19 protein-coding genes and 1 pseudogene are annotated in these 19,542 nt (G+C 68.4%); 11 read left to right on the forward strand and 9 right to left on the reverse strand.

From position 1 onward, the window contains the following. Positions 1-14: 14 nt before the first annotated feature. The 3 genes from OG884_RS03555 to OG884_RS03565 all read right to left on the reverse strand — a co-directional run bounded on the left by OG884_RS03555 (position 15) and on the right by OG884_RS03565 (position 3,344). Positions 15-1,262, reverse strand: coding sequence for a sugar ABC transporter permease (locus OG884_RS03555; protein ID WP_326642084.1), 1,248 nt, complete (start codon positions 1,260-1,262; stop codon positions 15-17). Further along, complete coding sequence (locus OG884_RS03560) at positions 1,259-2,023, reverse strand: ATP-binding cassette domain-containing protein (RefSeq protein ID WP_326642086.1); 765 nt, start codon at positions 2,021-2,023, stop codon at positions 1,259-1,261. The genes OG884_RS03555 and OG884_RS03560 overlap by 4 nt, the downstream gene beginning before the upstream one ends. A 202-nt stretch (positions 2,024-2,225) precedes the next feature. Next, a complete protein-coding gene (locus OG884_RS03565; RefSeq protein WP_326642088.1) occupies positions 2,226-3,344 on the reverse strand; it encodes a sugar ABC transporter substrate-binding protein in 1,119 nt (372 codons plus the stop codon). Between the two features lie 950 nt (positions 3,345-4,294). On the opposite strand from OG884_RS03565, the gene OG884_RS03570 reads away from it, so the two are divergent. The 6 genes from OG884_RS03570 to OG884_RS03595 all read left to right on the forward strand — a co-directional run bounded on the left by OG884_RS03570 (position 4,295) and on the right by OG884_RS03595 (position 7,051). Continuing rightward, positions 4,295-4,465, forward strand: a complete 171-nt coding sequence (locus tag OG884_RS03570; protein ID WP_326642090.1) for a hypothetical protein — start codon at positions 4,295-4,297, stop codon at positions 4,463-4,465. A gap of 37 nt (positions 4,466-4,502) precedes the next feature. Beyond that, on the forward strand, positions 4,503-5,219 hold the full coding sequence (gene istB, locus OG884_RS03575) for an IS21-like element helper ATPase IstB (RefSeq protein ID WP_326642092.1): 717 nt from the start codon (positions 4,503-4,505) through the stop codon (positions 5,217-5,219). A 311-nt stretch (positions 5,220-5,530) separates the two neighbouring features. Next, positions 5,531-5,764 (forward strand): hypothetical protein, encoded by a 234-nt coding sequence (locus OG884_RS03580; protein WP_326642094.1) that lies wholly within the window; start codon positions 5,531-5,533, stop codon positions 5,762-5,764. Positions 5,765-5,806: 42 nt separating this feature from the next. After that, positions 5,807-6,283 carry a hypothetical protein gene (locus OG884_RS03585; RefSeq protein ID WP_326642096.1) on the forward strand — a complete coding sequence of 159 codons (477 nt, stop codon included), beginning with the start codon at positions 5,807-5,809 and terminating at the stop codon, positions 6,281-6,283. Between the two features lie 16 nt (positions 6,284-6,299). Beyond that, positions 6,300-6,659: a hypothetical protein gene (locus OG884_RS03590; protein WP_326642098.1), complete on the forward strand. Its 360-nt coding sequence runs from the start codon at positions 6,300-6,302 to the stop codon at positions 6,657-6,659. Continuing rightward, positions 6,659-7,051 (forward strand): hypothetical protein, encoded by a 393-nt coding sequence (locus OG884_RS03595; protein ID WP_326642100.1) that lies wholly within the window; start codon positions 6,659-6,661, stop codon positions 7,049-7,051. The genes OG884_RS03590 and OG884_RS03595 overlap by 1 nt, the downstream gene beginning before the upstream one ends. A gap of 414 nt (positions 7,052-7,465) precedes the next feature. Here the strand turns inward: OG884_RS03595 and acnA are convergent, their stop codons facing one another. Beyond that, positions 7,466-10,234, reverse strand: a complete 2,769-nt coding sequence (acnA, locus tag OG884_RS03600) for an aconitate hydratase AcnA (RefSeq protein ID WP_326642101.1) — start codon at positions 10,232-10,234, stop codon at positions 7,466-7,468. A 190-nt stretch (positions 10,235-10,424) separates the two neighbouring features. Then, positions 10,425-11,153, reverse strand: a complete 729-nt coding sequence (locus tag OG884_RS03605; protein WP_326642102.1) for a metal-dependent hydrolase — start codon at positions 11,151-11,153, stop codon at positions 10,425-10,427. Positions 11,154-11,864: 711 nt separating this feature from the next. On the opposite strand from OG884_RS03605, the gene OG884_RS03610 reads away from it, so the two are divergent. Then, complete coding sequence (locus tag OG884_RS03610; RefSeq protein ID WP_326642104.1) at positions 11,865-12,635, forward strand: PadR family transcriptional regulator; 771 nt, start codon at positions 11,865-11,867, stop codon at positions 12,633-12,635. 7 nt (positions 12,636-12,642) lie between these two features. Continuing rightward, positions 12,643-13,164: a DUF1707 SHOCT-like domain-containing protein gene (locus OG884_RS03615; RefSeq protein ID WP_326642106.1), complete on the forward strand. Its 522-nt coding sequence runs from the start codon at positions 12,643-12,645 to the stop codon at positions 13,162-13,164. A gap of 106 nt (positions 13,165-13,270) precedes the next feature. Here the strand turns inward: OG884_RS03615 and OG884_RS03620 are convergent, their stop codons facing one another. Further along, the gene (locus tag OG884_RS03620; RefSeq protein ID WP_326642108.1) at positions 13,271-14,194 is read right to left on the reverse strand and encodes an LLM class F420-dependent oxidoreductase; all 924 of its coding nucleotides are present in this window, start codon (positions 14,192-14,194) and stop codon (positions 13,271-13,273) included. Positions 14,195-14,341: 147 nt separating this feature from the next. On the opposite strand from OG884_RS03620, the gene OG884_RS03625 reads away from it, so the two are divergent. Together OG884_RS03625 and OG884_RS03630 are read left to right on the forward strand one after the other, a co-directional pair. After that, positions 14,342-15,406: a hypothetical protein gene (locus tag OG884_RS03625; RefSeq protein ID WP_326642110.1), complete on the forward strand. Its 1,065-nt coding sequence runs from the start codon at positions 14,342-14,344 to the stop codon at positions 15,404-15,406. 66 nt (positions 15,407-15,472) lie between these two features. Next, the gene (locus OG884_RS03630; protein ID WP_326642112.1) at positions 15,473-16,246 is read left to right on the forward strand and encodes a Clp protease N-terminal domain-containing protein; all 774 of its coding nucleotides are present in this window, start codon (positions 15,473-15,475) and stop codon (positions 16,244-16,246) included. A 198-nt stretch (positions 16,247-16,444) separates the two neighbouring features. Here OG884_RS03630 and OG884_RS03635 read toward each other — a convergent pair whose 3' ends face one another. From OG884_RS03635 to OG884_RS03645, 3 genes and pseudogenes are all read right to left on the reverse strand, one after another. Next, a complete protein-coding gene (locus OG884_RS03635) occupies positions 16,445-16,768 on the reverse strand; it encodes a DUF6300 family protein (RefSeq protein WP_326642114.1) in 324 nt (107 codons plus the stop codon). 180 nt (positions 16,769-16,948) lie between these two features. Next, positions 16,949-17,936: pseudogene (locus tag OG884_RS03640) on the reverse strand (helix-hairpin-helix domain-containing protein); the annotation flags it as partial. A gap of 416 nt (positions 17,937-18,352) precedes the next feature. After that, the gene (locus tag OG884_RS03645; RefSeq protein ID WP_326642116.1) at positions 18,353-18,622 is read right to left on the reverse strand and encodes a helix-turn-helix domain-containing protein; all 270 of its coding nucleotides are present in this window, start codon (positions 18,620-18,622) and stop codon (positions 18,353-18,355) included. A gap of 87 nt (positions 18,623-18,709) precedes the next feature. Between OG884_RS03645 and map the strand changes: the two genes are divergently transcribed. After that, complete coding sequence (gene map, locus OG884_RS03650) at positions 18,710-19,534, forward strand: type I methionyl aminopeptidase (protein ID WP_326642118.1); 825 nt, start codon at positions 18,710-18,712, stop codon at positions 19,532-19,534. Positions 19,535-19,542: the final 8 nt, after the last annotated feature.

Consider the following 19,542-nt stretch of genomic DNA (forward strand, 5'->3'; position numbering starts at 1 on the left):
ATCGGAGTCGCTGATCACCTTAGACCAGTGGCGGCCGCCCGCTTGCGGGACAGCGCGTCCACCACGGCGGCCAGCAGCAGGACCGATCCGGTGACGATGAACTTGACGCCGGAGCTGTAGCCCATCAGGCCCATGCCGTTCTCGATGACCGCGACCACCGCACCACCGAGGATGGCGTCCAGCACCCGGCCCTTGCCGCCGAACAGGCTGGTGCCGCCGATGACCGCGGCGCCGACCGCGTACAGCAGCACGTTGCTTCCGCCGGTGTTGGGGTCGACGGAACTGGCCCGGGAGGCGGCGATGATGCCGCCGACCGCGGCCATGGAGGAACAGATCACGAAAGCGCTGATCTTCATCCGGTCGACGTTGATGCCCGCCCGGCGCGCGGCCTCGACGTTGCCGCCGACCGCGTACAGGTGGCGTCCGTACGCCGTGCGGCGGAGCACGAACGTCAGGACCAGCAGCAGCAGCACGATGATGGGCACCACGACCGGCACGCCCGCCAGCGAGACGACCGCCGCGTTGCGGCTCCGCTCGATGTTGAGGAAGTAGACGGCGAGCCCGCCGAGCAACGCGAGGGCACCCACCCGGACCGCGATCAGCGAGACCGGGTCGGAGGCCAGGTCCCGGGCTGCGCGCTTGCGGGCGCGCAGCAACTGGAGCCCGGCGTATCCGGCGACCCCCACGGCCAGCAGGATCCAGCCCAGCGCGGGCGGAAGGTTCTTGTTGGCGATCGCCAGGATGGTCTCGTCCCGGATGGCGATAATGGTGCCGCCCTTGACCAGCAGCAGCACGAGCCCCTGGAAGGCCAGGAAGGCCGCGAGCGTCACCACGAACGACGGGATGCCGAGTTTCGCGACGACGGAGCCGATCCCGGTACCGATGACCACCCCGGTGAGGATGGCCGCGCCCACCGCCACGTACCAGGGCAGTCCCTGATTGCCGAGCATGATCGCAAGCACCGCGGCGCAGACACCGCTGGCGAAGCCCGCCGACAGGTCGATCTCGCCGAGGAGCAGCACGAAGACCAGGCCCATGGCGATCACGGTGACCGCGGCGCCCTGGGTGAACAGGTTGGCGAAGTTTCCCGCGGTCAGGAAGGACGGCCGCAGGATGGCGAAGACCGTGCAGAGCACCACGAGGCCGAACACCGCCGGCAGCGCGCCCATGTCGCCGCCGCGCACCCGCTCGGCGTAGCCGCGAACGTTGGTCCTGATCGAAGGGGCCTCGGGTACCCGCTCCGGGGAAATCGTGGCGGTCATACGGTGACTCCGTTGGTGAGGCCGAGGTCCCCGCTGCGGCCGGAGGTGATCAGTTCGACGACCTGAGCGTGGGTGACGTCCGAGGTCTTGACCTGGGCCGCCATCCGGCCCAGGTAGAGGGTGGCGATCCGGTCCGACACGGCGAACACGTCGTTCATGTTGTGCGAGATCAGCACGACGGCCAGGCCCTGGTCGGCCAGGCGCCGGACCAGTTCGAGCACCTGCGCCGTCTGGGCGACGCCGAGCGCCGCGGTCGGCTCGTCGAGGATGACCACCTTGCTGTTCCACAGCACGGCCTTGGCGATGGCCACCGTCTGGCGCTGGCCGCCGGAGAGGCTGGCGACGAGCTGGCGGATGGACTTGACCGTCCTGACCGACAGGCTCTCCAAGGTCTTGGCCGCCATCGCCTCCATGGTGTCCTCGTCGAGGACGATGCCGCGCTTGTGCTCGCGGCCCAGGAACATGTTCTGGACGATGTCGAGGTTGTCGCAGAGCGCGAGGTCCTGGTAGACGATCTCGATGCCCAGCTCGGCCGCGTCGCGCGGGCTGCCGATCCGGACGGGCTTGCCGTCGAAGAGGTACTCGCCGGAGTCGATCGGGTGGATGCCGCCGACGCACTTGACGAGTGTGGACTTGCCTGCGCCGTTGTCACCGACCAGCGCGGTCACCTCTCCGGCGTAGGCGGAGAAGGCGACGTCGTGCAGGACCTGTACGGGACCGAAGCTCTTGTCGATCCCGCGAAGTTCCAGTGCGGGGGTCATGGGGTGTGCTCCCTGTGTTCATTTCGCGCGGTGAAGCTCGCGCGGCTCGGGCGCCTGCGGGCGGTGTCCTGCCCCGTCGCCGGAATGGACGTTCGTTCACCTGCCGCGTCCTCCGGCGTCACAGTGCGAATACGCCGCGGTGGAGCCAAGGGGACGGACGGACGGGGCCGGAATCCAGTAGGCCGTCCGTCCCCATCACGCCCTACTGGATTCCGGCCTCGGTGCACTTGGCGGCGAAATCGCCGGTGCACAGCTCGTCCTTGGTCACGAAGCCGTCGGCGACGACGTCCTTGACGCTGTCAAAGAAGATCGCCTGCGGGTCGAGCAGAACGGCGGGCACGTCGGCGCCGCTCTCGGTGTCCTTGACCGTACCGGTCGCCGCGGGCTTCTCACCCTTGGCCAGGCCGATGGCCAGCGCGGCCGCCGCGTCGGCCTCCTTCTTGATCGCCTTGTAGACCGTCATGCACTGGTCACCGGCGAGAATGTTCTGCAGGCCCTGCACCGTGGCGTCCTGGCCGGTGACCGGGACCTTGCCGTTCAGGCTGTTCTTCTTCAGGACCGAGATGGCCGCGTTGCCGAGACCGTCGTTGGCGGCCAGGACGCCGGCGATCTTCGGCTGCTCGGTGAGCATCTGCTCGAAGATCGTGCCCGCCTGGGCGTTGTCCCAGTCGGGAACCGACTGGTCCGGGCCCTTGACGTAGTCCCCCGAGTCGTACTTGGCCTTGAGCACGCCGTCGTAGCCGTTCTTGAACAGCGTGGCGTTGTTGTCGGTCGGCGAGCCGTTGAGCTCGGCGACGATGGGCTTCTTGGCCTGCTTGTCTGACAGGCACTTCACCAGACCCTCCCCCTGCAGGGTGCCGACCTTGGTGTTGTCGAAGCTGACGTAGTAGGACGCGCCGCCGTTGAGCGTGAGCCGGTCGTAGTCGATGGTGGCCACGCCCTGCGCCTTGGCCTTGTCGAGCACGGCCTTGCCGGTGCCGCTGTCAAGGTTGACGATCATCAGAACCGTGGCACCGTTGGTGATCATCTGGTCGGCGATGGTCTGGAACTGGGTCTTGTCACCCTGGGCGTTCTGGATGTCGTAGGCGACGCCCGCGGCCTTGAACGCCTCTTCCAGGTACTTGCGGTCCGCGGTCTCCCAGCGGGCGGAGGACTTGCTGTCGGGAAGGATGACACCGACCTTGCCCGCCACGGCAGCCGAACTCTCCGCGGGGGACGCGCCGCTCGACGCGCTGGTGTCGGCATCGTCACTCCCGCAAGCGGCGAGGCCAAGGGTCATCGCCGCGGCGGCGGCGGTAAGGCTGAGGATCCCCTTGCGCATGGTCCACGGGTCCTTTCTTCGAAAGTGGGGGGTACGGCGGATGTGCGGCATGCCGGATTCGCGGGTACGGCTCCACCGGGTCTCGGCTCACCGTTCCGTTGAATGTTGTTTGCGGCAACGTATTCCGCCATTGGCCAGGAGCGCCAGACCCTCCATGGCTAAAGTTTGTTGTGGCCGGTAACAATCCAGAAACGCGTCGTTAACAACCCCCGCCCCGCGCGGTGCGACTCGCCAAGCTAGATGTCACCTGACCACGGTTGTTGTCACCAAACTGGAGCCGGGTTATCTGGGGTGCCGAGAAGGCGTCAGGCATGTGAGGCAAGTGCGTTCCCGGCGAACATGCCCGACAAGCTATCTGGGGTTGTCGGGCATGTTCGTCACCTGCGGAAATCCCGGTCACTCACAGCTACTTAGCGTTTGGTGGCAGCGACCCGAGCGCCGGGCCACAGAAGGGCGGTTCAGGTTCGTGTTGCTGGGCTCCTGCGCCGGCGGGCAAGGTGCTCGCGGTAGCAGGAGGCGCGAACGAGGCGGGTTTGATCACCGTCTGGTGAGCCGTCACGGCCGCGATGCACGAGATAGTCGGCGACGATCGCGCTTGAGGACTTGAAGCCACCACCGTTCCCGAAAGCCGCCAAGCCCTCCGCATCGGCGCGTCGGCGGCCCGCCGCAGCTATGGGAGTGCCTGGCCAGTACACGGGGATCGCTGCCCTTCCTCCCGTACTTGGCCTACGACTACGATCGTGTCGGCTTTGTCCGGCGGGCTATGCTCTTCGGCTATGACTACCGGGACGGCATCGCGCCACTCACAGATTGGTGACCCGGTGCTCTCCTGAGCACCGTACGGGCTGGTACGGGCCCGCTGTTCGATCGAAAATCTTGCGCTGCCGCGCGGGCTCCGCCTCCGTCGTGTTGATCACAGGCTCTACACATCAACCACGACAGGAGAAGTCATGCCCACCAAGACTCTGCAGATTCCCACCACGGACGGCCAGGCCGACGCTTTCGCCGCCTTCCCCGACCATGGCGAGCGGCACCCAGGGGTGCTGATGTACGCGGACGGCTTCGGCATCCGACCTGTGCTGCGGGAGATGGCCCGCGAACTGGCCGGGCACGGGTACTGAGCTTCCCCCCGTAGCACGGCCACCTCACCTTCGGCATATGCGGATGCCGTATCTACGCAAAGCCGCACCCGACGTCCTGGCCACCGCCAAAGCCCAACGCTGGGACCCCGCCGAGGTCTTGCGGGTCCTACTGAACGAGGAGATCACCGGCCGGTCCGCCGCCTCCCGCCGCAACCGCCGCAAGAGCGCGGGGTTCCCCTCGGGGAAGACATTTTGCACCTGGAGCGAGGAGGAGTCCTCGATCCCCGCCCCGACTCAGTCCTCGCTCAAGACTCTGGAGTTCATCGGCCGGGCTGAGAACCTCGTCATCGCCGGCCCCAGCGGAACCGGAAAGTCCCACTATGTCGAGGCGCTCTCACACGCCGCGATCGAAGCGGACCTGCGGGTCGCGTGGTTCACCCTCGAAACACTCACCCAGACCATGGCCAGAGCCAAAGTCGACGGGTCCACGGCCCGAACCGTCGCCCGGATCTGCCGCTCAGACCTCATCGTGGTCGACGACATCGGGTTACTGCCCGCCGGGCAAGATGCCGCCGAGGCGTTCTATCGGATCGTCGATGCCGCCTACGAACGCCGCTCTATCGCGGTCACCAGCAACATCCATCCCAGCGGTTTTGACACGATCATGCCCAAGACCCTCGCCACCGCGACAGTCGACCGGCTCCTGCACCATGCCCACCTCGTTCAGACCAACGGCGACAGCCACCGTCTCGCCGAGGCCCTCTCCGGCCGCGGCGTCGTCCCGCTGACCTGACCACCCACCATAGATCAACTGGCCATCAGCCTGGAATTCCGCTGACCGTCAGCCCGGAGAACTACCGACCGCCCACCAAGACTACGGCGTGTCCGTTGACACGGTTGCTGCGTGAGGTGGCTCGGGCGCAGGCGTGGCGGACGCATCTGGCCGACCTGCAAGAACGGGCGAAGATCGACCCGCTTTCCGAGACGTCGGGCGGATCCCTCCCTAAACAGGAAATGGCGATGTCCTGATTAGGTGGCGAAATGAGCGCGCCAAAGCGATAGACAGGAACGCACGTCAACGACAGGTAGGAAGGAAGGTAGCGAGTGGCCTTCGATTTCGATGAGTTCATAGCGAAATTCACCTGGTTTCACTGGGGGCTGTTCATCGTCTGCGGGCTGGTCATGCTCGTCAGTTCGGTTCGTAGGGCGGTGGAGTGGTGGGGTGATAGGGAGTGGCGGAAGAAGCAAGGGTTGTCGGACTCGGACGTGCGTGAGCTAGTGGAAGAGCAGCAGGCACGCCGGGTGTGGCGGGAGCGTCGGCGTACGCACTACGAATAAGCGGGCGGACATCGAATCGAAAGGAAATGGTGGCTGATCACGATGGGTGAGGTTTTTGCGGTTGAGGTGCTGCTGATCCCGCTGGGCGTGGTGTTTGTGGCCATGCTGGTGGGCTGGTGGATGACGCGGCGGATTCGGAACCGGCGGATTGATCGGCGGCGTCCGGCGGTGCAGGGGGCGAGGCATGAGCGGGCGTCGTCGTCGGGAGCGCCGTGGCCGGTGCGCCCCTATGTGATCAGCACGATCACGGCCAGCACGATCACGAAGGAATTCGAGGAGGAAAGCGCCGTTCAAGAGTGGTTGGTCTCGTGGCCACAGTTAGAGGAATGGGGGCAACAAGCCTCGAAGACGCCGGGGGTGGCGGCTATGGCGGTGTATGAGGACCAGGGGGCGCGGATCAGTACGGCGTGGACGTGGGAGGACGGGAAGTTGGCGGGCAAGACCGTGTATCCCTGGTCGTGGCAGTCAGCGCTGAGGACTCATGGATCTAGTGACAGTAGCGGCAAAGACAGCCACTGAGGGAAAGGACATTCTTATGCACCATGCTGCGGGTGTCGGTGTCACCGATACGCATGTTCTGCTGGCCTTTGCTGCACTGGCCATCTTCATACCCGCCTACCTGTGGTATCGGGGCAGGCAAGACGACAAGTGGCGGGCGGAGAGCGCGGAGCGGTACGACGCTCTTAAGCCCCGTTTCGCCGATCAGTCCGCAGATCATTACGTCGTCGGGGCTTTGGGCGGCGAGTCGCACGTGATCGAGACGTTTGATGCGGACGCTGTGGATCTGGCCATTGAGGAGTCACTGCACAACGGTGGCAAGGAGGTCTATCTCTCGGGCAAGGACGGCAGGACACGGGTGTACCTGCGTGGTCATCTGCGCCGGACCTTCCGCTGATGACGGTGTTCGTGGTCATCGCGCTGCTGGTGGGGGCGGTGGTGGTCTTCAGCTGGGTTCAGGAGAGCGGTTCGGACCGGGCGGAGCTGACCTGGGCGTACAGCGATGTCCCGGCTGGTGGTAGGCCGCCGGAGTCGATCGGCCCGGACAAGGTGACGGTATATCAGGTCGGGACGCGCCTGGATGACGGAACGGACGGGGCCACGTGGACGCTGAGCGCGACGTGGGTGCGGGTGGCGCATTGGGCCACGGTGGAGTCTGAGCGGCCGGGAGTGGCTGAGGCGTGGGTGGGTCGCACGGCCCGGAGCGTGAGGCGTACCTGGCGTTGGGCGGACGGTCTGCACACGAGGCGTAGCAGCGCGCCGGTGGCAGAGGGTGAGGAGGGGCGTTGATGTCGGCGCGCCGGTCGAAGGGACGGCAAACGTGGGTGGTAGATGCACCCGATAGATCAGCTCGTCCGAGAGGGGCGCGCTGAGGCAGACGCGCGAAGCACCGAAGGGTGAGACCGTCCCAAGTGCGCGTGGCGTCGTCGGTCAGCAGGAATTCGGCGAGTGGGCTTTCTGCGGTCGAGCCGCGTAGCTGGGCGCGGATCTCCTCTATGCGCGTCACGCTCACCTGGACCACTGCCATGGAGGCCCGGGCGAGGTGGGAGTCGCGGCCCCGACCTGCCCCTTCTGGACGACGGCCCGGAGAACACGGAACCGCCCGGCGGGATGATGTCCCACCGGGCGGTTCTTGTCTGGGGTGTCCCCTCTGGGGTGTCCCCCCGATGTGGGCGGGGCTCAGTGCGGCCCCGCCCCTCCTGCTCAGCTCTTGGCGAGCAGGGAGCGCAGAACGTACTGCATGATGCCCCCGTGCCGGTAGTAGTCGGCCTCTCCGGGAGTGTCGATGCGTACGACGGCCTGGAATTCCTTACCGTCGGCCCTGACCGTCACGGTCTGCGGGATGCCGCCTCCGTTGAGGGCCTCGACGCCGACGACGTCGAAGGTCTCCTCACCGGTCAGGCCCAGCGACCGCGCCGTCTCCCCCTCGGGGAACTGCAGCGGCAGCACGCCCATGCCGATCAGGTTGGAGCGGTGGATGCGCTCGTAGGACTCGGCGATGACGACGCGGACGCCGAGCAGCGCGGTGCCCTTGGCGGCCCAGTCCCGCGAGGAGCCCGAGCCGTACTCCTTGCCGGCCAGGACGACGAGCGGGATACCCGCGGCCTGGTAGTTGGTGGAGGCGTCGTAGATGAAGGCCTGCGGCCCGCCCGGGGCGGTGAAGTCGCGGGTGTAGCCACCCTCCACCCCGTCGAGCAGCAGGTTCCTCAGCCGGATGTTGGCGAAGGTGCCGCGGATCATGACCTCGTGGTTGCCCCGGCGCGAGCCGTAGGAGTTGAAGTCCTTGACCGCGACGCCGTTCTCCTTGAGGTAGTCGGCGGCGGGGGTGCCGACCTTGATGGCACCCGCCGGGGAGATGTGGTCGGTGGTGACCGAGTCGCCCAGCTTCGCGAGCACCCTGGCCCCGGAGATGTCGGTCACCGGCTCCGGCTCGGGCGGCATGCCCTCGAAGTAGGGAGCCTTGCGGACGTAGGTCGAGGCCGGGTCCCACTCGAAGGTGTTACCGGTCGGGATCGGCAGCGAACGCCAGGTCTCGTCGCCCTTGAACACGTCGGCGTAGTCGTGCAGGAACATCTCCTGGTCGATCGAGGAGGCGACGACCGCCGCGATCTCCTCGGGCGCCGGCCAGATGTCGGCGAGGAAGACCGGCTCACCGTTCGAGCCGGTACCCAGCGGCTCGGTGTTCAGGTCGACGTCCATGGTGCCCGCGAGGGCGTAGGCGACGACCAGCGGCGGCGAGGCCAGGTAGTTCATCTTGACGTCGGGGTTGATCCGGCCCTCGAAGTTACGGTTGCCGGACAGCACCGCGGTGACCGCGAGATCGTTCTCCTGGATGGCGGCGGAGATCTCCTCCAGCAGCGGACCCGAGTTGCCGATGCAGGTGGTGCAGCCGTAGCCGACCAGGTTGAAGCCGATCTTGTCGAGGTAGGGCTGCAGGCCCGAGCGCTCGAAGTAGCCGGTGACGACCTGCGAGCCGGGAGCCAGCGAGGTCTTGACCCACGGCTTGCGGGTCAGGCCCTTCTCGACCGCGTTCCTGGCGAGCAGCGCGGCACCCATCATGACGTACGGGTTGGAGGTGTTGGTGCAGCTGGTGATCGCGGCGATGGTCACCACACCGTGATCGATCTCGAAGCTCGTGCCGTCCGCCAGGGCGACCGCCACCTTCTTGTGCGGTCGCCTGCCGTTGGCGCCGGCGTTGGACGCCGGGGCGTCGGAGGCCGGGAAGCTCTCCTGCCCGGCCTCGTCCACGCCGTCGTGGTCGATGTCCTCGACGTAGTTGCGCACGTCGTGACGCCAGGTCTCCTTGGCCGCCGACAGCGCGATGCGGTCCTGCGGGCGCTTGGGGCCGGCGATCGACGGGACGACCGTGGCGAGGTCCAGCTCGATGTACTCGGAGAAGACCGGCTCCTCGGCGGAGGGGTCCAGCCACAGTCCCTGGGCCTTGGCGTAGGCCTCGACCAGGGCGACCTGCTCGGCGGGGCGGCCGGTCAGCGTGAGGTAGTCGATCGTCTGGCCGTCGATCGGGAAGATCGCGCAGGTCGAGCCGAACTCGGGGCTCATGTTGCCGATCGTGGCCCGGTTGGCCAGCGGCACGCTGGAGACGCCCTCGCCGTAGAACTCCACGAACTTGCCGACGACGCCGTGCCTGCGGAGCATCTCGGTGATCGTGAGCACCAGGTCGGTGGCGGTGGCCCCCGCGGGGAGCTTGCCGGTCAGCTTGAAACCGACCACCCGCGGGATCAGCATCGAGATCGGCTGACCGAGCATCGCGGCCTCGGCCTCGATGCCGCCGACGCCCCAGCCCAGGACGCCGATGCCGTTCTCCATCGTGGTGTGGGAGTCGGTGCCGACGCAGGTGTCGGGGTACGCGGTCAACACCGCCTTGCCGTCCTTTTCGACGCTTCGCGTCATCACCACGCGGGCCAGGTGCTCGATGTTGACCTGGTGCACGATGCCGGTGCCCGGCGGGACGACCTTGAACTCGTCGAAGGCGGTCTGCCCCCAGCGCAGGAACTGGTAGCGCTCGCGGTTGCGCTCGTACTCCCGCTCGACGTTGCGCTGGAAGGAATCGGGGCCGCCGAAGAAGTCGACGATGACCGAGTGGTCGATGACCATCTCGGCCGGGGCGAGCGGGTTGATCCTGGCGGGGTCACCGCCGAGGTCGCGGACGGCCTCGCGCATGGTCGCCAGGTCGACGACGCACGGGACGCCGGTGAAGTCCTGCATGATCACGCGAGCCGGCGTGAACTGGATCTCCACGTTCGGCGCGGCGGACGGATCCCACTGGCCGACCGCGCGGATGTGGTCGGCGGTGATGTTCGCGCCGTCCTCCGTGCGGAGAAGGTTCTCAAGAAGGATCTTCAGGCTGTACGGGAGACGCCCCGACCCTTCCACGGCGTCCAGCCGGTAAATCTCGTATCCCGCGTCACCGACGCGGAGCGTGTCACGGCTGCCAAAGCTGTTCGAGGACACGGTTCGCCTCCCTCATCACCCTGATGTCTGTCGCGCCGGCACATAAGGCGCGATTAGATCCTGCCGCACCACCCGAGCACCCCGGACTGTTAGGTACACCTAACCTCCGGGGCACCCGCAGGTTGCAGCGGATGTCTCGATATCAAGATATCGCCCCGGGTATCTCGACATCAAATTACCCCCAGTATGATCACTGCGGAGCGAGGCGGAGGTACAGCAACCCGAGAACGACGACGGAAAGTACCGGGGCGAGAAACTTCTGCTCGAAGGCGCGGCCCGTCTTGATGCCGATCTTCCACGGCAGCAGCCATTTCCGCCGTATCGGCCAGAGCACCGGGCAGCCCTTCTCGGTGCAGCAGTCACCCACGACGTGGGTCAGGCATCCGATCGCGACCGCCAGCCCCAGCCAGGCGTAACCCACGTTGTCGCTGCGGAACACCACGAACAACCCGGCCGTCATGCCGACGTTGAGCATCGCCGAGGCGAACTTCTTGCCCGGGATGCCGACCCCGATCGCCCGCAGCGCCAGGCCGATGAGCAGGACCACCAGAATGTCGCGGCCGATCGGATAGGTGTTGGCCAGGTAATGCGCGCCGAAGCCCGCGGCTGCCGCGAACACGAGCGAGTGGGTGGCGTTGCGGTGGCCGCCGGCGAGCCACGACACCGCCTTGCTCAGCCCCCAGGTGACCGGCCCGAACGTCTGCGCGATCGTCGCGCTCGGATGGTCGAGGTCGGGCAGCATCGCGGCACCGGCGCAGATGAGGGCCCCGGCGACGAACTCGGCCGGGTTGAGCGCGTTGACCATGACGCCGGTCTCCAGGAACTTCGACGTCTCGGTCAGCAGCGGCAGCGCGGCCAGCGTGGGCGCCACGCCCAGCCAGGCGATCGCCCCCGTCAGCGCATGCGTATGACCCATCATCGCCCAAACACCGCCATCAAGATCACCCCGGGAGACCGTACGCCAAAGCCCCCTCCAGATGGAGGATCGTGCCATTTTGCACCATCGGCGTGTCGCGCGGGCGAGATGATCCCGGCGCGTGAGCGCTGATCGTTTCCATCCGCTTCCAGGGTCGCCCGAGGGCGACGGTCGTCCGCTTCGATCTCCCCGTCCCTCCGTGAGAAGTGCCTGCCATCGGCATCTTCCTACGAATGGGGAACGGATGGAACCGGTGATCGGTGCCGGGGACGGCCGTACGAGAGCATCCGCCCGGGAAGATCGTCTTCACCTGGGAGCCTCGCACCGGAGTCTTCGCCGGGCGCCCTCCGGATCGTCTCCACGGGAGACCGGAGGTGCGACGGGAAAGACCGGTGAGCAGACGTGGGCCTGCGGAAACGCCTGCGAAAACGACAGACGGGACCGTTCCGCGCCGAAAGCACCCCCCAGCCCTTCCGACACGGAACGAATCCCGTCTACGTCCTTTGTAACGTGCAGGTCTCAGTGCTTGTTCCGGAATCTGGCAAGAATTACGTGATCTACCTCACTTACACGCCGAGCACCCGCATGGTGACCACCGGCAACCCGGCCGAAGGAAGCCCATATTTCAGGACATGGGTTGCTGTCAGAATGTTCTCGATATATCTTTGAGCCATCGAGAGCGGTCAAAAGACGATCGCGATATGGAGGTACGACATGACAGCGACAAGTGCGACGAATGGCCCCTGGTCCGGGTTCGGCTCACCGGAGGTCAGGCGCGAGATGAAGCGCGCGGCCAGAGAGGCGTGGCGACAGATGGCCGCCGGATGGCACGAGGGCGGGCCGCAGCACGGGCCGCAGCACGGGCCGCACGAGCACCACGAGGGCGGGCCGCACGAGCACCGGCACCGCGGTCACCGCGGCCCCTTCCCCGGCGGCGGGTTCCCCTGGGACTTCGCCAGGGGCGCCCGAGGCGGCCGGGGGGGCAGAGGCCCGTTCGGCGGAGGCCCACCGTTCGGACGCGGACGCAAGGCCAAGCGCGGCGATGTCCGCGCGGCGATCCTCGCCCTGCTCACCGAGTCCCCGCGGAACGGCTACCAGATCATCCAGGAGATCGAGCGGCGCAGCGAGGGGGGCTGGAAGCCCAGTCCGGGGGCGGTCTACCCGGCGTTGCAGCAGCTCACCGACGAGGGCCTGGTCCTGGCCGAGGAGAACGAGGGGCGCAAGACCTTCAGCCTCACCGAGGCCGGCCGCGCCTACGTGGCCGAGCACTCCGACGAGGTGCGCGCGCCGTGGGAGGAGATGACGCCCGACATCGACGACAGCACCTGGGAGCTGATGGACATCGCCCGCCAGTCGGGGTTCGCCATGCTCCAGATCCTGCAGACCGGCAGCGAGGCGCAGATCCGGCAGGCGAAGCAGACGCTGACCGAGACGCGTCGCAAGCTCTACCAGATCTTGGCCGACGGCGACACCGGCGAGGAGTGACCCGACCATGACGCCCCGAGACGACCTCCGCATCGGAGACGCCGAGCGTGACGCGGCGATGGAGGCCCTGCGCGAGCACTACGCCAAGGGCCGCCTGACCCGCGAGGAACTCGACGAGCGCCTCGAACTTACCCTGTCCGCGCGAACGGGCGGCGACCTCGCCGTGGTGTGCGCGGACCTCCCCGGTCCGCGCGACCCCGGGCCGGAGGAGTTCGAAGACGCCGGGAGCCCATGGGGACGTGAGTGGCACGCGCACGCCCGGGGCGTTCATCATCCCGGGTTCCGGCCCGGGTCCCGAATCCGTCACCGCGCGGCCTGGAGTCACCACCACGCGGGACACCGGGGCGGGCCTCCGTTCGCTCCCGTGGTGGTCCTGCTGCTGGTGGCGGGGGTGGCGGTAGCCGGAGTCGGGGTGCTGAAGTTCCTCCTCCTCGCCTGGCTGGCGATGGCCGTGCTGGGCCTGCTCCGCCGCAGGCGGTGGCACTCCCGGGCACGGGCCGGCCGGTTCGGCCCTCCAGGCGCTTTCTGAGCCCCTGGAGGCCGGGCAGGTGGACGGAGTCGCGGTGCATCGCGATGCTCGCGTCCGCCTCGGCCGCGTCCGCCTCGAAGACGCCCGCCCATCTGCGGCGCCCGGCTTACACGTGAGGCAGGACCTCCTCGGCGATGAGGTTCAGGTGGTCAAGGTCGGCCAGGTCAAGCACCTGCAGGTAGATCCGCTCGGCGCCCAGTTCGGCGAAGCGTCCGATCTTCTCGGCCACCTCGGCGGGGGTACCCGCCAGGCCCGTCGCGCGCAGCGCGCCGAGGTCCTGCTCGATGATCCCGGCCCGCCGCGCGATCTCCGCGTCGCCGGAGCCGACGCAGACGGTCTGCGCGACGGAGAGCATGACCGGCGCCCTGCCCTCCGCCTCGCATGCCCTGCCGATCCGGTCGAAGGCCTTCGCGGTGTCATCCAGGGTGCGAAACGGCACGTTGTACTCGTCGGCGAACCTGGCGACCAGGCGCGGGGTGCGCCTGGCGCCGACGCCGCCGATGATGATCGGCGGCCTGGGGCTCTGCGCGGGCTTGGGCAGCGCCGGTGAGTCGGCCAGCCGGTAGTGGGCGCCTTCAAAGGAGAACGTCTCACCCGCGGGTGTGGTCCAGAGCCCGGTCAGGATCTCCAACTGCTCCTCGAACCGGCCGAACCGCTCGCCGACCGGCGGAAAGGGGATGCCGTACGCGATGTGCTCGGCGTCGAACCAACCGGCGCCCAGGCCCAGCTCGACCCGGCCGCCGCTCATCTGGTCGACCTGGGCCACGCTGATCGCCAGCGGTCCCGGCAGCCGGAAGGTGGCCGGGGTGACCAGGGTGCCGAGGCGGATCGTGGAGGTTTCCCTGGCCAGGCCCGCCAGGGTCGTCCAGGCGTCGGTGGGGCCGGGGCCGGGATCGCCCCCTCCGATCCGCATGTAATGATCGGAACGGAAGAAGGCGTCGAACCCCAGCCGCTCCGTGGCCAGCGCGACCGTCAGCAACTCGTCGTAGGTGGCACCCTGCTGCGGTTCAGTGAAGATCCTCAACTTCATGGCGACCATTATCCGGGCACTCCGGACGGCATCCGCAGAAAGCCCACGCCGTGACCGGAACGCTTGCTAACGTTCTGGCCTTCGACGCAACGGGTAGCGGATCCAACACTTAAAGCGATCACCCCTGTCGTTGAGGAGGGGGATCACATGCCCGTGGCGACCGACCGTACCGGCACCCGCCGGGCCCGCGAGCCCGGCACCCCGCCCCGGCCCCTCGTGGTGCTCGCCTCCATCGCACTCGCTGCGGGAACCGGTGGCGCGATCTGGCTGCTGCCCCCCAGGGCGCAGGGTGAGTGGGCCGCCGCCGGCAGGCATGCCGGGGCGGGCGCGCCGCCCTCGGGGACCGCCACCCGGCCCGCGTCCGAACAGGCGTCCACACCGGCCGTCGTCCGCCCGTCGGGCTTCGTGGCGTTCGTGGACGCGGTCCACGACCCGCGCTTCAACCTCTCCAGGGCGGTCAGGAAGAGCCGAGTGCGCTGGTTCACGCTCGGCCACCTCACCGCCGGGCACAGGGGGTGCGTTCCCAGGTGGGGCGGGCTCCAGGGGCAGGGACGCAATCCGGTCGCCAATCGGCTCGGCTCCCTGCGAGCCGCCGGCGGGGACGCGGGCCTCGCCTTCGGCGGCCCCACCGGACGCGAACTCGCCACCGCCTGCGCGGACCCGGGTCGGCTCACCGCCGCCTACCGCCGGGCGATCGGCGCCTTCGACGCCAGGTACATCGACTTCGAGGTCCACGCCCCGGCCGGTGACACCGTCGTGCGGCGGCGCGCCAGGGCGATCGCGACCCTGCAACGGGAGGCCGCCCGCGAGGGCCGTCCCCTCACGGTGAGCTTCACCCTCCCGGTCACCGAAGCCGGTCTGGCACGCGGCGACCAGGAGATGCTCCGGGCCACCCGGTCGGAAGGCGTCGAGATCGCCGCCGTCAACCTGCTCGCCCCCGTTGACGCCTCCTCCGGTTCCGGAGGCCGCCTGCATCCGATCGCCTCCGCCGTCCGCGCCGCGCACCCGCAGATAGCCCGCTCCCTGGGTGAGAGCGCCGCCTGGAACCGGATCGCCCTGACCCCCGTGCTGGCCAGGTCCGGCGATCTCACTCGGCTCGACGCCCGGAGACTCGCCGCCTTCACCAGTCGCAACAATCTGGCATGGCTCTCCGCCAGGGGCGCGGCCCTCGCCCCTGACATCACCCGGTTCCTCACCGGTGCGGCACGCTAGACAATTACCCCCCTCCAGGGTTATCTATGGGTTATAACCCTTCCATAACCCCTAAGGGGAGATGTAATGCCGAAGATCAATGTCTACCTGCCCGACGAGCTGGCCGAGGCGGTCAAGAGAGCCGGGGTGCCGGTCTCCGCCGTGTGCCAGCGGGCACTGGAGCAGGCCGTACGGCGGGTGACCTCCATCCGCGAGACGGCGCTCAGCTCCCCCGACATCGACGACCTGACGGCGCGCTTCCCGCACTTCACCCCCCGGGCCCGGTCCGTGATCAAGCTGTCGGTGGAGCAGGCACGAGCCCTGGGCGCGGCCGAGGTCGGCACCGAGCATCTGCTGGGCGGCATGCTCGCCGAGGGGAGCAACCTAGCGCTCCAGGTTCTGGGCGCCCTGGAGATCGACCCCGAGGAGGTGCGGCGCCGACTGGACCGGCCGCGCCTCGACGCACCGGCCGCGACCGCCACCGGCGCAGAGCTCACCTTCGGGGCACCGGCTGCGGCGGCCCTGGAGATGACCGTCACCGAGGCCACCTCGCTCGGCCACAACTACATCGGCTGCGAACACCTGCTCCTCGGGCTGATCGCCGAACCTGAGGGAGTGGCCGGGCACGTCCTGCGGGAGCTGGGTGCCGAGCACCGGCTGACCCGCCGCGCGGTATCGGCGGCCCTCGCCGGTTATGTCCACCTGTGTGCGCAGACCCAGGCCGCTCCCGGTGTCCCGGCCCAGCCCGCCGACGCGGCGAGCGCGCTGTCGGCGGCCATCCGCGAGGAGCTCCGTCCCGTCCTGCGCAGGCTCGAACGGCTGGAGGAGCGTCTTGGCCCCGCGGAGAGGCGTAGCCGGTGAGCGCGCTGAGCGCCTCACCCCCCGCCGCCCCACACCACCCCACGTCAACGAGGCGTTGACAAAGCAGTGAACACATGATCTTTTCACTTGTTCACGATCTGCCTGACCAGGCCGAATGCCGAACAGGCGCCGCCACCACGAGGTGCGCGAGCTCGCGGCCGTGGCGGGTGGTCTGCCTTGGCCAAGGCGAAGACGACGTTACAGCTCGCCGCGGTACCAGGCCTCGGCCTCGGCGTTCAGCGCGTTCTCGTCCGGCTGCTTCGGCGCCCGCGCCCGATGGATCCAGCGGAGCAGGTACCGCGCGAGTTGAACCAGGGTCTCTGGTTGCGCGGACCCATGGACGGCGAAGTACGTGATGATCGGGCCGGCATTGGGGTCGCCTGCGTCGCAGCAGGCGCACAGGAGAGCGTCACGGATGCCGCGGACCGGGTCGCCCGCCGCGTTCGTCCAGGTGTGCGGGAGGCGCACGACGGCCAGGACCTCGCCGGTACGGCAGCGCGGGCAGGCCCACCGGCCGGTCATGCGCCGCCGATCGCGCCGGCGCCGAGCAGTGCCTTGACATCGCCGTAGAACGCCGGCTCCGGGGCCACCTGGAACGGCTGGAGGTTCCACAGCACGCTCGCGGCGCCGGGGCGGTGCACCCGTACGTGCACGGGTGCCCGGCCGGGATGGGTGGTCAGGATGTGCTTGAAATCCTGCACGACCCTGTTTGGTGACCTTGCGTTGCAGGCTGGAGATGATGCCGCTGATCCGGGTCGCGCCGTCCTGGCGTCCGGAGGCCAGCAGGTCTGCGATGGTGGCGTCGCGGCCGGCGGACAGGACGCGTTCGGCGCCGTCGAGCGGGTGGCTGGAGACGTACAGGCCGAGCATCTCGCGTTCGAAGGCGAGCAGGGTGGCCTTGTCCCACTCGCCTTCGGGGATCGCGACGGAGAAGGCGCTGCTCCGGCCGGGCTCGCCGAACAGCGAGTTCTGGCCGTGGGCCTCGTTCCGCTTGATGTCGATGACCGTGTCCACGGCGGGTTCGTGCACCGAGACCAGGGCTTTTCTGCGGTGTCCCAGGCTGTCGAAGGCGCCGGCCTTGGCCAGTGACTCGATGACGCGCTTGTTGCAGACGACGGACGGGACCTTGGCCAGGAAGTCGTTGAAGTCGGTGTAGGTGCTGCGGGCCTCCCGGGTGGTGACGATCGCCTCGACGACGCCCGCTCCGATGTTGCGCACCGATGTTGCGCACCGCGCCCAGGCCGAAGCGGATGTCGGACCCAACGGCGGCGAAGTCCAGCCCGCTGGCGTTGACGTCGGGGGGCAGCACCCTGATGCCCAGGCGCCGGCAGTCCGACAGGTAGACGGCCATCTTGTCCTTGTCGTCGCCGACCGAGGTGAGCAGCGCGGCCAGGTACTCCTGCGGGTGGTTGGCCTTGAGGTAGGCGGTCCAGTAGGAGACCAGGCCGTACCCGGCGGTGTGCGACTTGTTGAAGCCGTAGCCGCCGAACGGGACCAGGACGTCCCAGACCGCCTTGATCGCCTCCTCGGAGAAGCCGCGTCCGCGCATGCCCGCCGAGAACCGATCCCATTCGGCGTCCAGGACCTCTTTCTTCTTCTTGCCCATGGCCCGGCGCAGCATGTCGGCGGCGCCGAGGGAGTACCCGGCGAGCTGCTGCGCGATGGCCATGACCTGCTCCTGGAAGACCACCGGTACGGTCCCTACCGACGGGGGCTGCCGAACACCGTGACCAGGCAGGCGTCGAGGTCGAGCAGCACCCAGGACCGGCAGGGCACCCGGCTGAGCAGCGGCGGGCGGATCTCGGTCGCAGGCACGTCTTGGCGGTAGACCGGTGGCCCGGTTCCGTAGTCTCCCCTGAGGCCGCCCGACGGGCCGACTGGCCAGGCGTCACCGGGAGGCCGGCTCCTTCAGCACAGCGGTGATCAGCCTGTCGCCGACGTCCTCGGTGTACGGGTGGCGGGCCGGCGGTCGGGCCGCGCCGGCGTCCGGGGAACCGGGCGGGTCACGATGCCGGCTCGACCAGCAGTGGCTGGATCAACAGGCACAGGCGCTGGATGAGGAACCGGCCGTGTCCACCGGGACTCCGTGGGCGGGCGCAACAGCGGCTACGAGACGGCTTCCAGCGGTAGGTCGTTGCCGCGCCAGGTAGCCGCCAACTCCTGAACCGGCACGTTGAGTGCCTCACCGAGGCAGACGATCGTGCCGAATCCGGGGGACGGCAGTCGTCCGGTCTCAATCTTGCGCAGGGTTTCCGGCGAGATGCCGGCCACGTGCGCGACTTCCGCTAGGTCGCGTCCCGCTCGCGCGTGGCGCAGCAGGGCGCCGAGACGCCTGCCGGCTTCGATCTGCTCAGGTGTGAGCGGTTGGCGGACCATGCCCCCAGAATAGGGCTGGTATTACTTTACCGGCAAGCGCTAGGGTGCCGGTATAACTATACCAACACCCTGTGACGCGAGGTATTCGTGATTGAACTGAAGACGCCTGCGGAGATCCAACGCATGCACGTGGCCGGGCGTTTCATCGCCGAGGTGCTCTCCGAGGTCGGCCGACTCGCCGACGTGGGCGTCAACCTCCTGGACCTGGAACACCACGTGCGCGGCATGATCAAACAGCGCGGGGCAGAGTCGTGCTACTGGGACTACGCGCCGTCCTTCGGACGCGGCCCGTTCCGCAACGTCATCTGCCTGTCGGTCAACGACGCCGTCCTGCACGGCCTACCCCACGACTACACGCTGCGTGACGGCGACGTACTCAGCGCGGACCTCGCGGTCGGCGTCGACGGATGGGTGGCCGACTCGGCGCGCACGGTCGTCGTCGGGACCGCCGCCGAGGAGGACCTGCGGATCATCCGCGCCACCGAGGAAGCGTTGGAGGCGGCGATCGAGGTGGCACGTCCGGGCAACCGCCTGGGTGACATCTCGGCGGCCATCTGGGCGGTAGCCCACGACTACGGCTACCCGGTCAACACCGAGTTCGGTGGCCACGGCATTGGCCGCACCATGCACGAGGGGCCCCACGTTTCGAACAAGGGCCGGGCAGGGCGCGGCCTTACGCTCCGGCCGGGCCTGACCCTCGCGCTCGAACCCTGGTTCGCCCGCACGACCGACCGGATCGTCTACGACGCCGACGGCTGGACCATCCGGTCGGCGGACGGCTCGCGCACGGCCCACTCCGAGCACACGGTAGCCGTCACCGAGAACGCCCCCTTGGTGCTCACCCGGCGTGAACCGGAGAACCCGGCGACGCGGGCTGATTCCGCCGGTCGGCTATCCACAAAGGACGCCTAGGTCGCCCT

It is taken from the genome of Streptosporangium sp. NBC_01755, from assembly GCF_035917995.1.
Taxonomy (GTDB): Bacteria; Actinomycetota; Actinomycetes; order Streptosporangiales; family Streptosporangiaceae; genus Streptosporangium.

What these genes read in the sequence shown, in the direction of transcription:
- OG884_RS03555 (WP_326642084.1), bottom strand. Translation starts at nt 1,262, where the DNA reads ATGACCGCCACGATTTCCCCGGAGCGGGTACCCGAGGCCCCTTCGATC.
- OG884_RS03560 (WP_326642086.1), bottom strand. Translation starts at nt 2,023, where the DNA reads ATGACCCCCGCACTGGAACTTCGCGGGATCGACAAGAGCTTCGGTCCC.
- OG884_RS03565 (WP_326642088.1), bottom strand. Translation starts at nt 3,344, where the DNA reads ATGCGCAAGGGGATCCTCAGCCTTACCGCCGCCGCCGCGGCGATGACC.
- OG884_RS03570 (WP_326642090.1), top strand. Translation starts at nt 4,295, where the DNA reads ATGCCCACCAAGACTCTGCAGATTCCCACCACGGACGGCCAGGCCGAC.
- istB (WP_326642092.1), top strand. Translation starts at nt 4,503, where the DNA reads ATGCGGATGCCGTATCTACGCAAAGCCGCACCCGACGTCCTGGCCACC.
- OG884_RS03585 (WP_326642096.1), top strand. Translation starts at nt 5,807, where the DNA reads ATGGGTGAGGTTTTTGCGGTTGAGGTGCTGCTGATCCCGCTGGGCGTG.
- OG884_RS03590 (WP_326642098.1), top strand. Translation starts at nt 6,300, where the DNA reads ATGCACCATGCTGCGGGTGTCGGTGTCACCGATACGCATGTTCTGCTG.
- OG884_RS03595 (WP_326642100.1), top strand. Translation starts at nt 6,659, where the DNA reads ATGACGGTGTTCGTGGTCATCGCGCTGCTGGTGGGGGCGGTGGTGGTC.
- OG884_RS03605 (WP_326642102.1), bottom strand. Translation starts at nt 11,153, where the DNA reads ATGATGGGTCATACGCATGCGCTGACGGGGGCGATCGCCTGGCTGGGC.
- OG884_RS03610 (WP_326642104.1), top strand. Translation starts at nt 11,865, where the DNA reads ATGACAGCGACAAGTGCGACGAATGGCCCCTGGTCCGGGTTCGGCTCA.
- OG884_RS03615 (WP_326642106.1), top strand. Translation starts at nt 12,643, where the DNA reads ATGACGCCCCGAGACGACCTCCGCATCGGAGACGCCGAGCGTGACGCG.
- OG884_RS03620 (WP_326642108.1), bottom strand. Translation starts at nt 14,194, where the DNA reads ATGAAGTTGAGGATCTTCACTGAACCGCAGCAGGGTGCCACCTACGAC.
- OG884_RS03625 (WP_326642110.1), top strand. Translation starts at nt 14,342, where the DNA reads ATGCCCGTGGCGACCGACCGTACCGGCACCCGCCGGGCCCGCGAGCCC.
- OG884_RS03630 (WP_326642112.1), top strand. Translation starts at nt 15,473, where the DNA reads ATGCCGAAGATCAATGTCTACCTGCCCGACGAGCTGGCCGAGGCGGTC.
- OG884_RS03635 (WP_326642114.1), bottom strand. Translation starts at nt 16,768, where the DNA reads ATGACCGGCCGGTGGGCCTGCCCGCGCTGCCGTACCGGCGAGGTCCTG.
- OG884_RS03645 (WP_326642116.1), bottom strand. Translation starts at nt 18,622, where the DNA reads ATGGTCCGCCAACCGCTCACACCTGAGCAGATCGAAGCCGGCAGGCGT.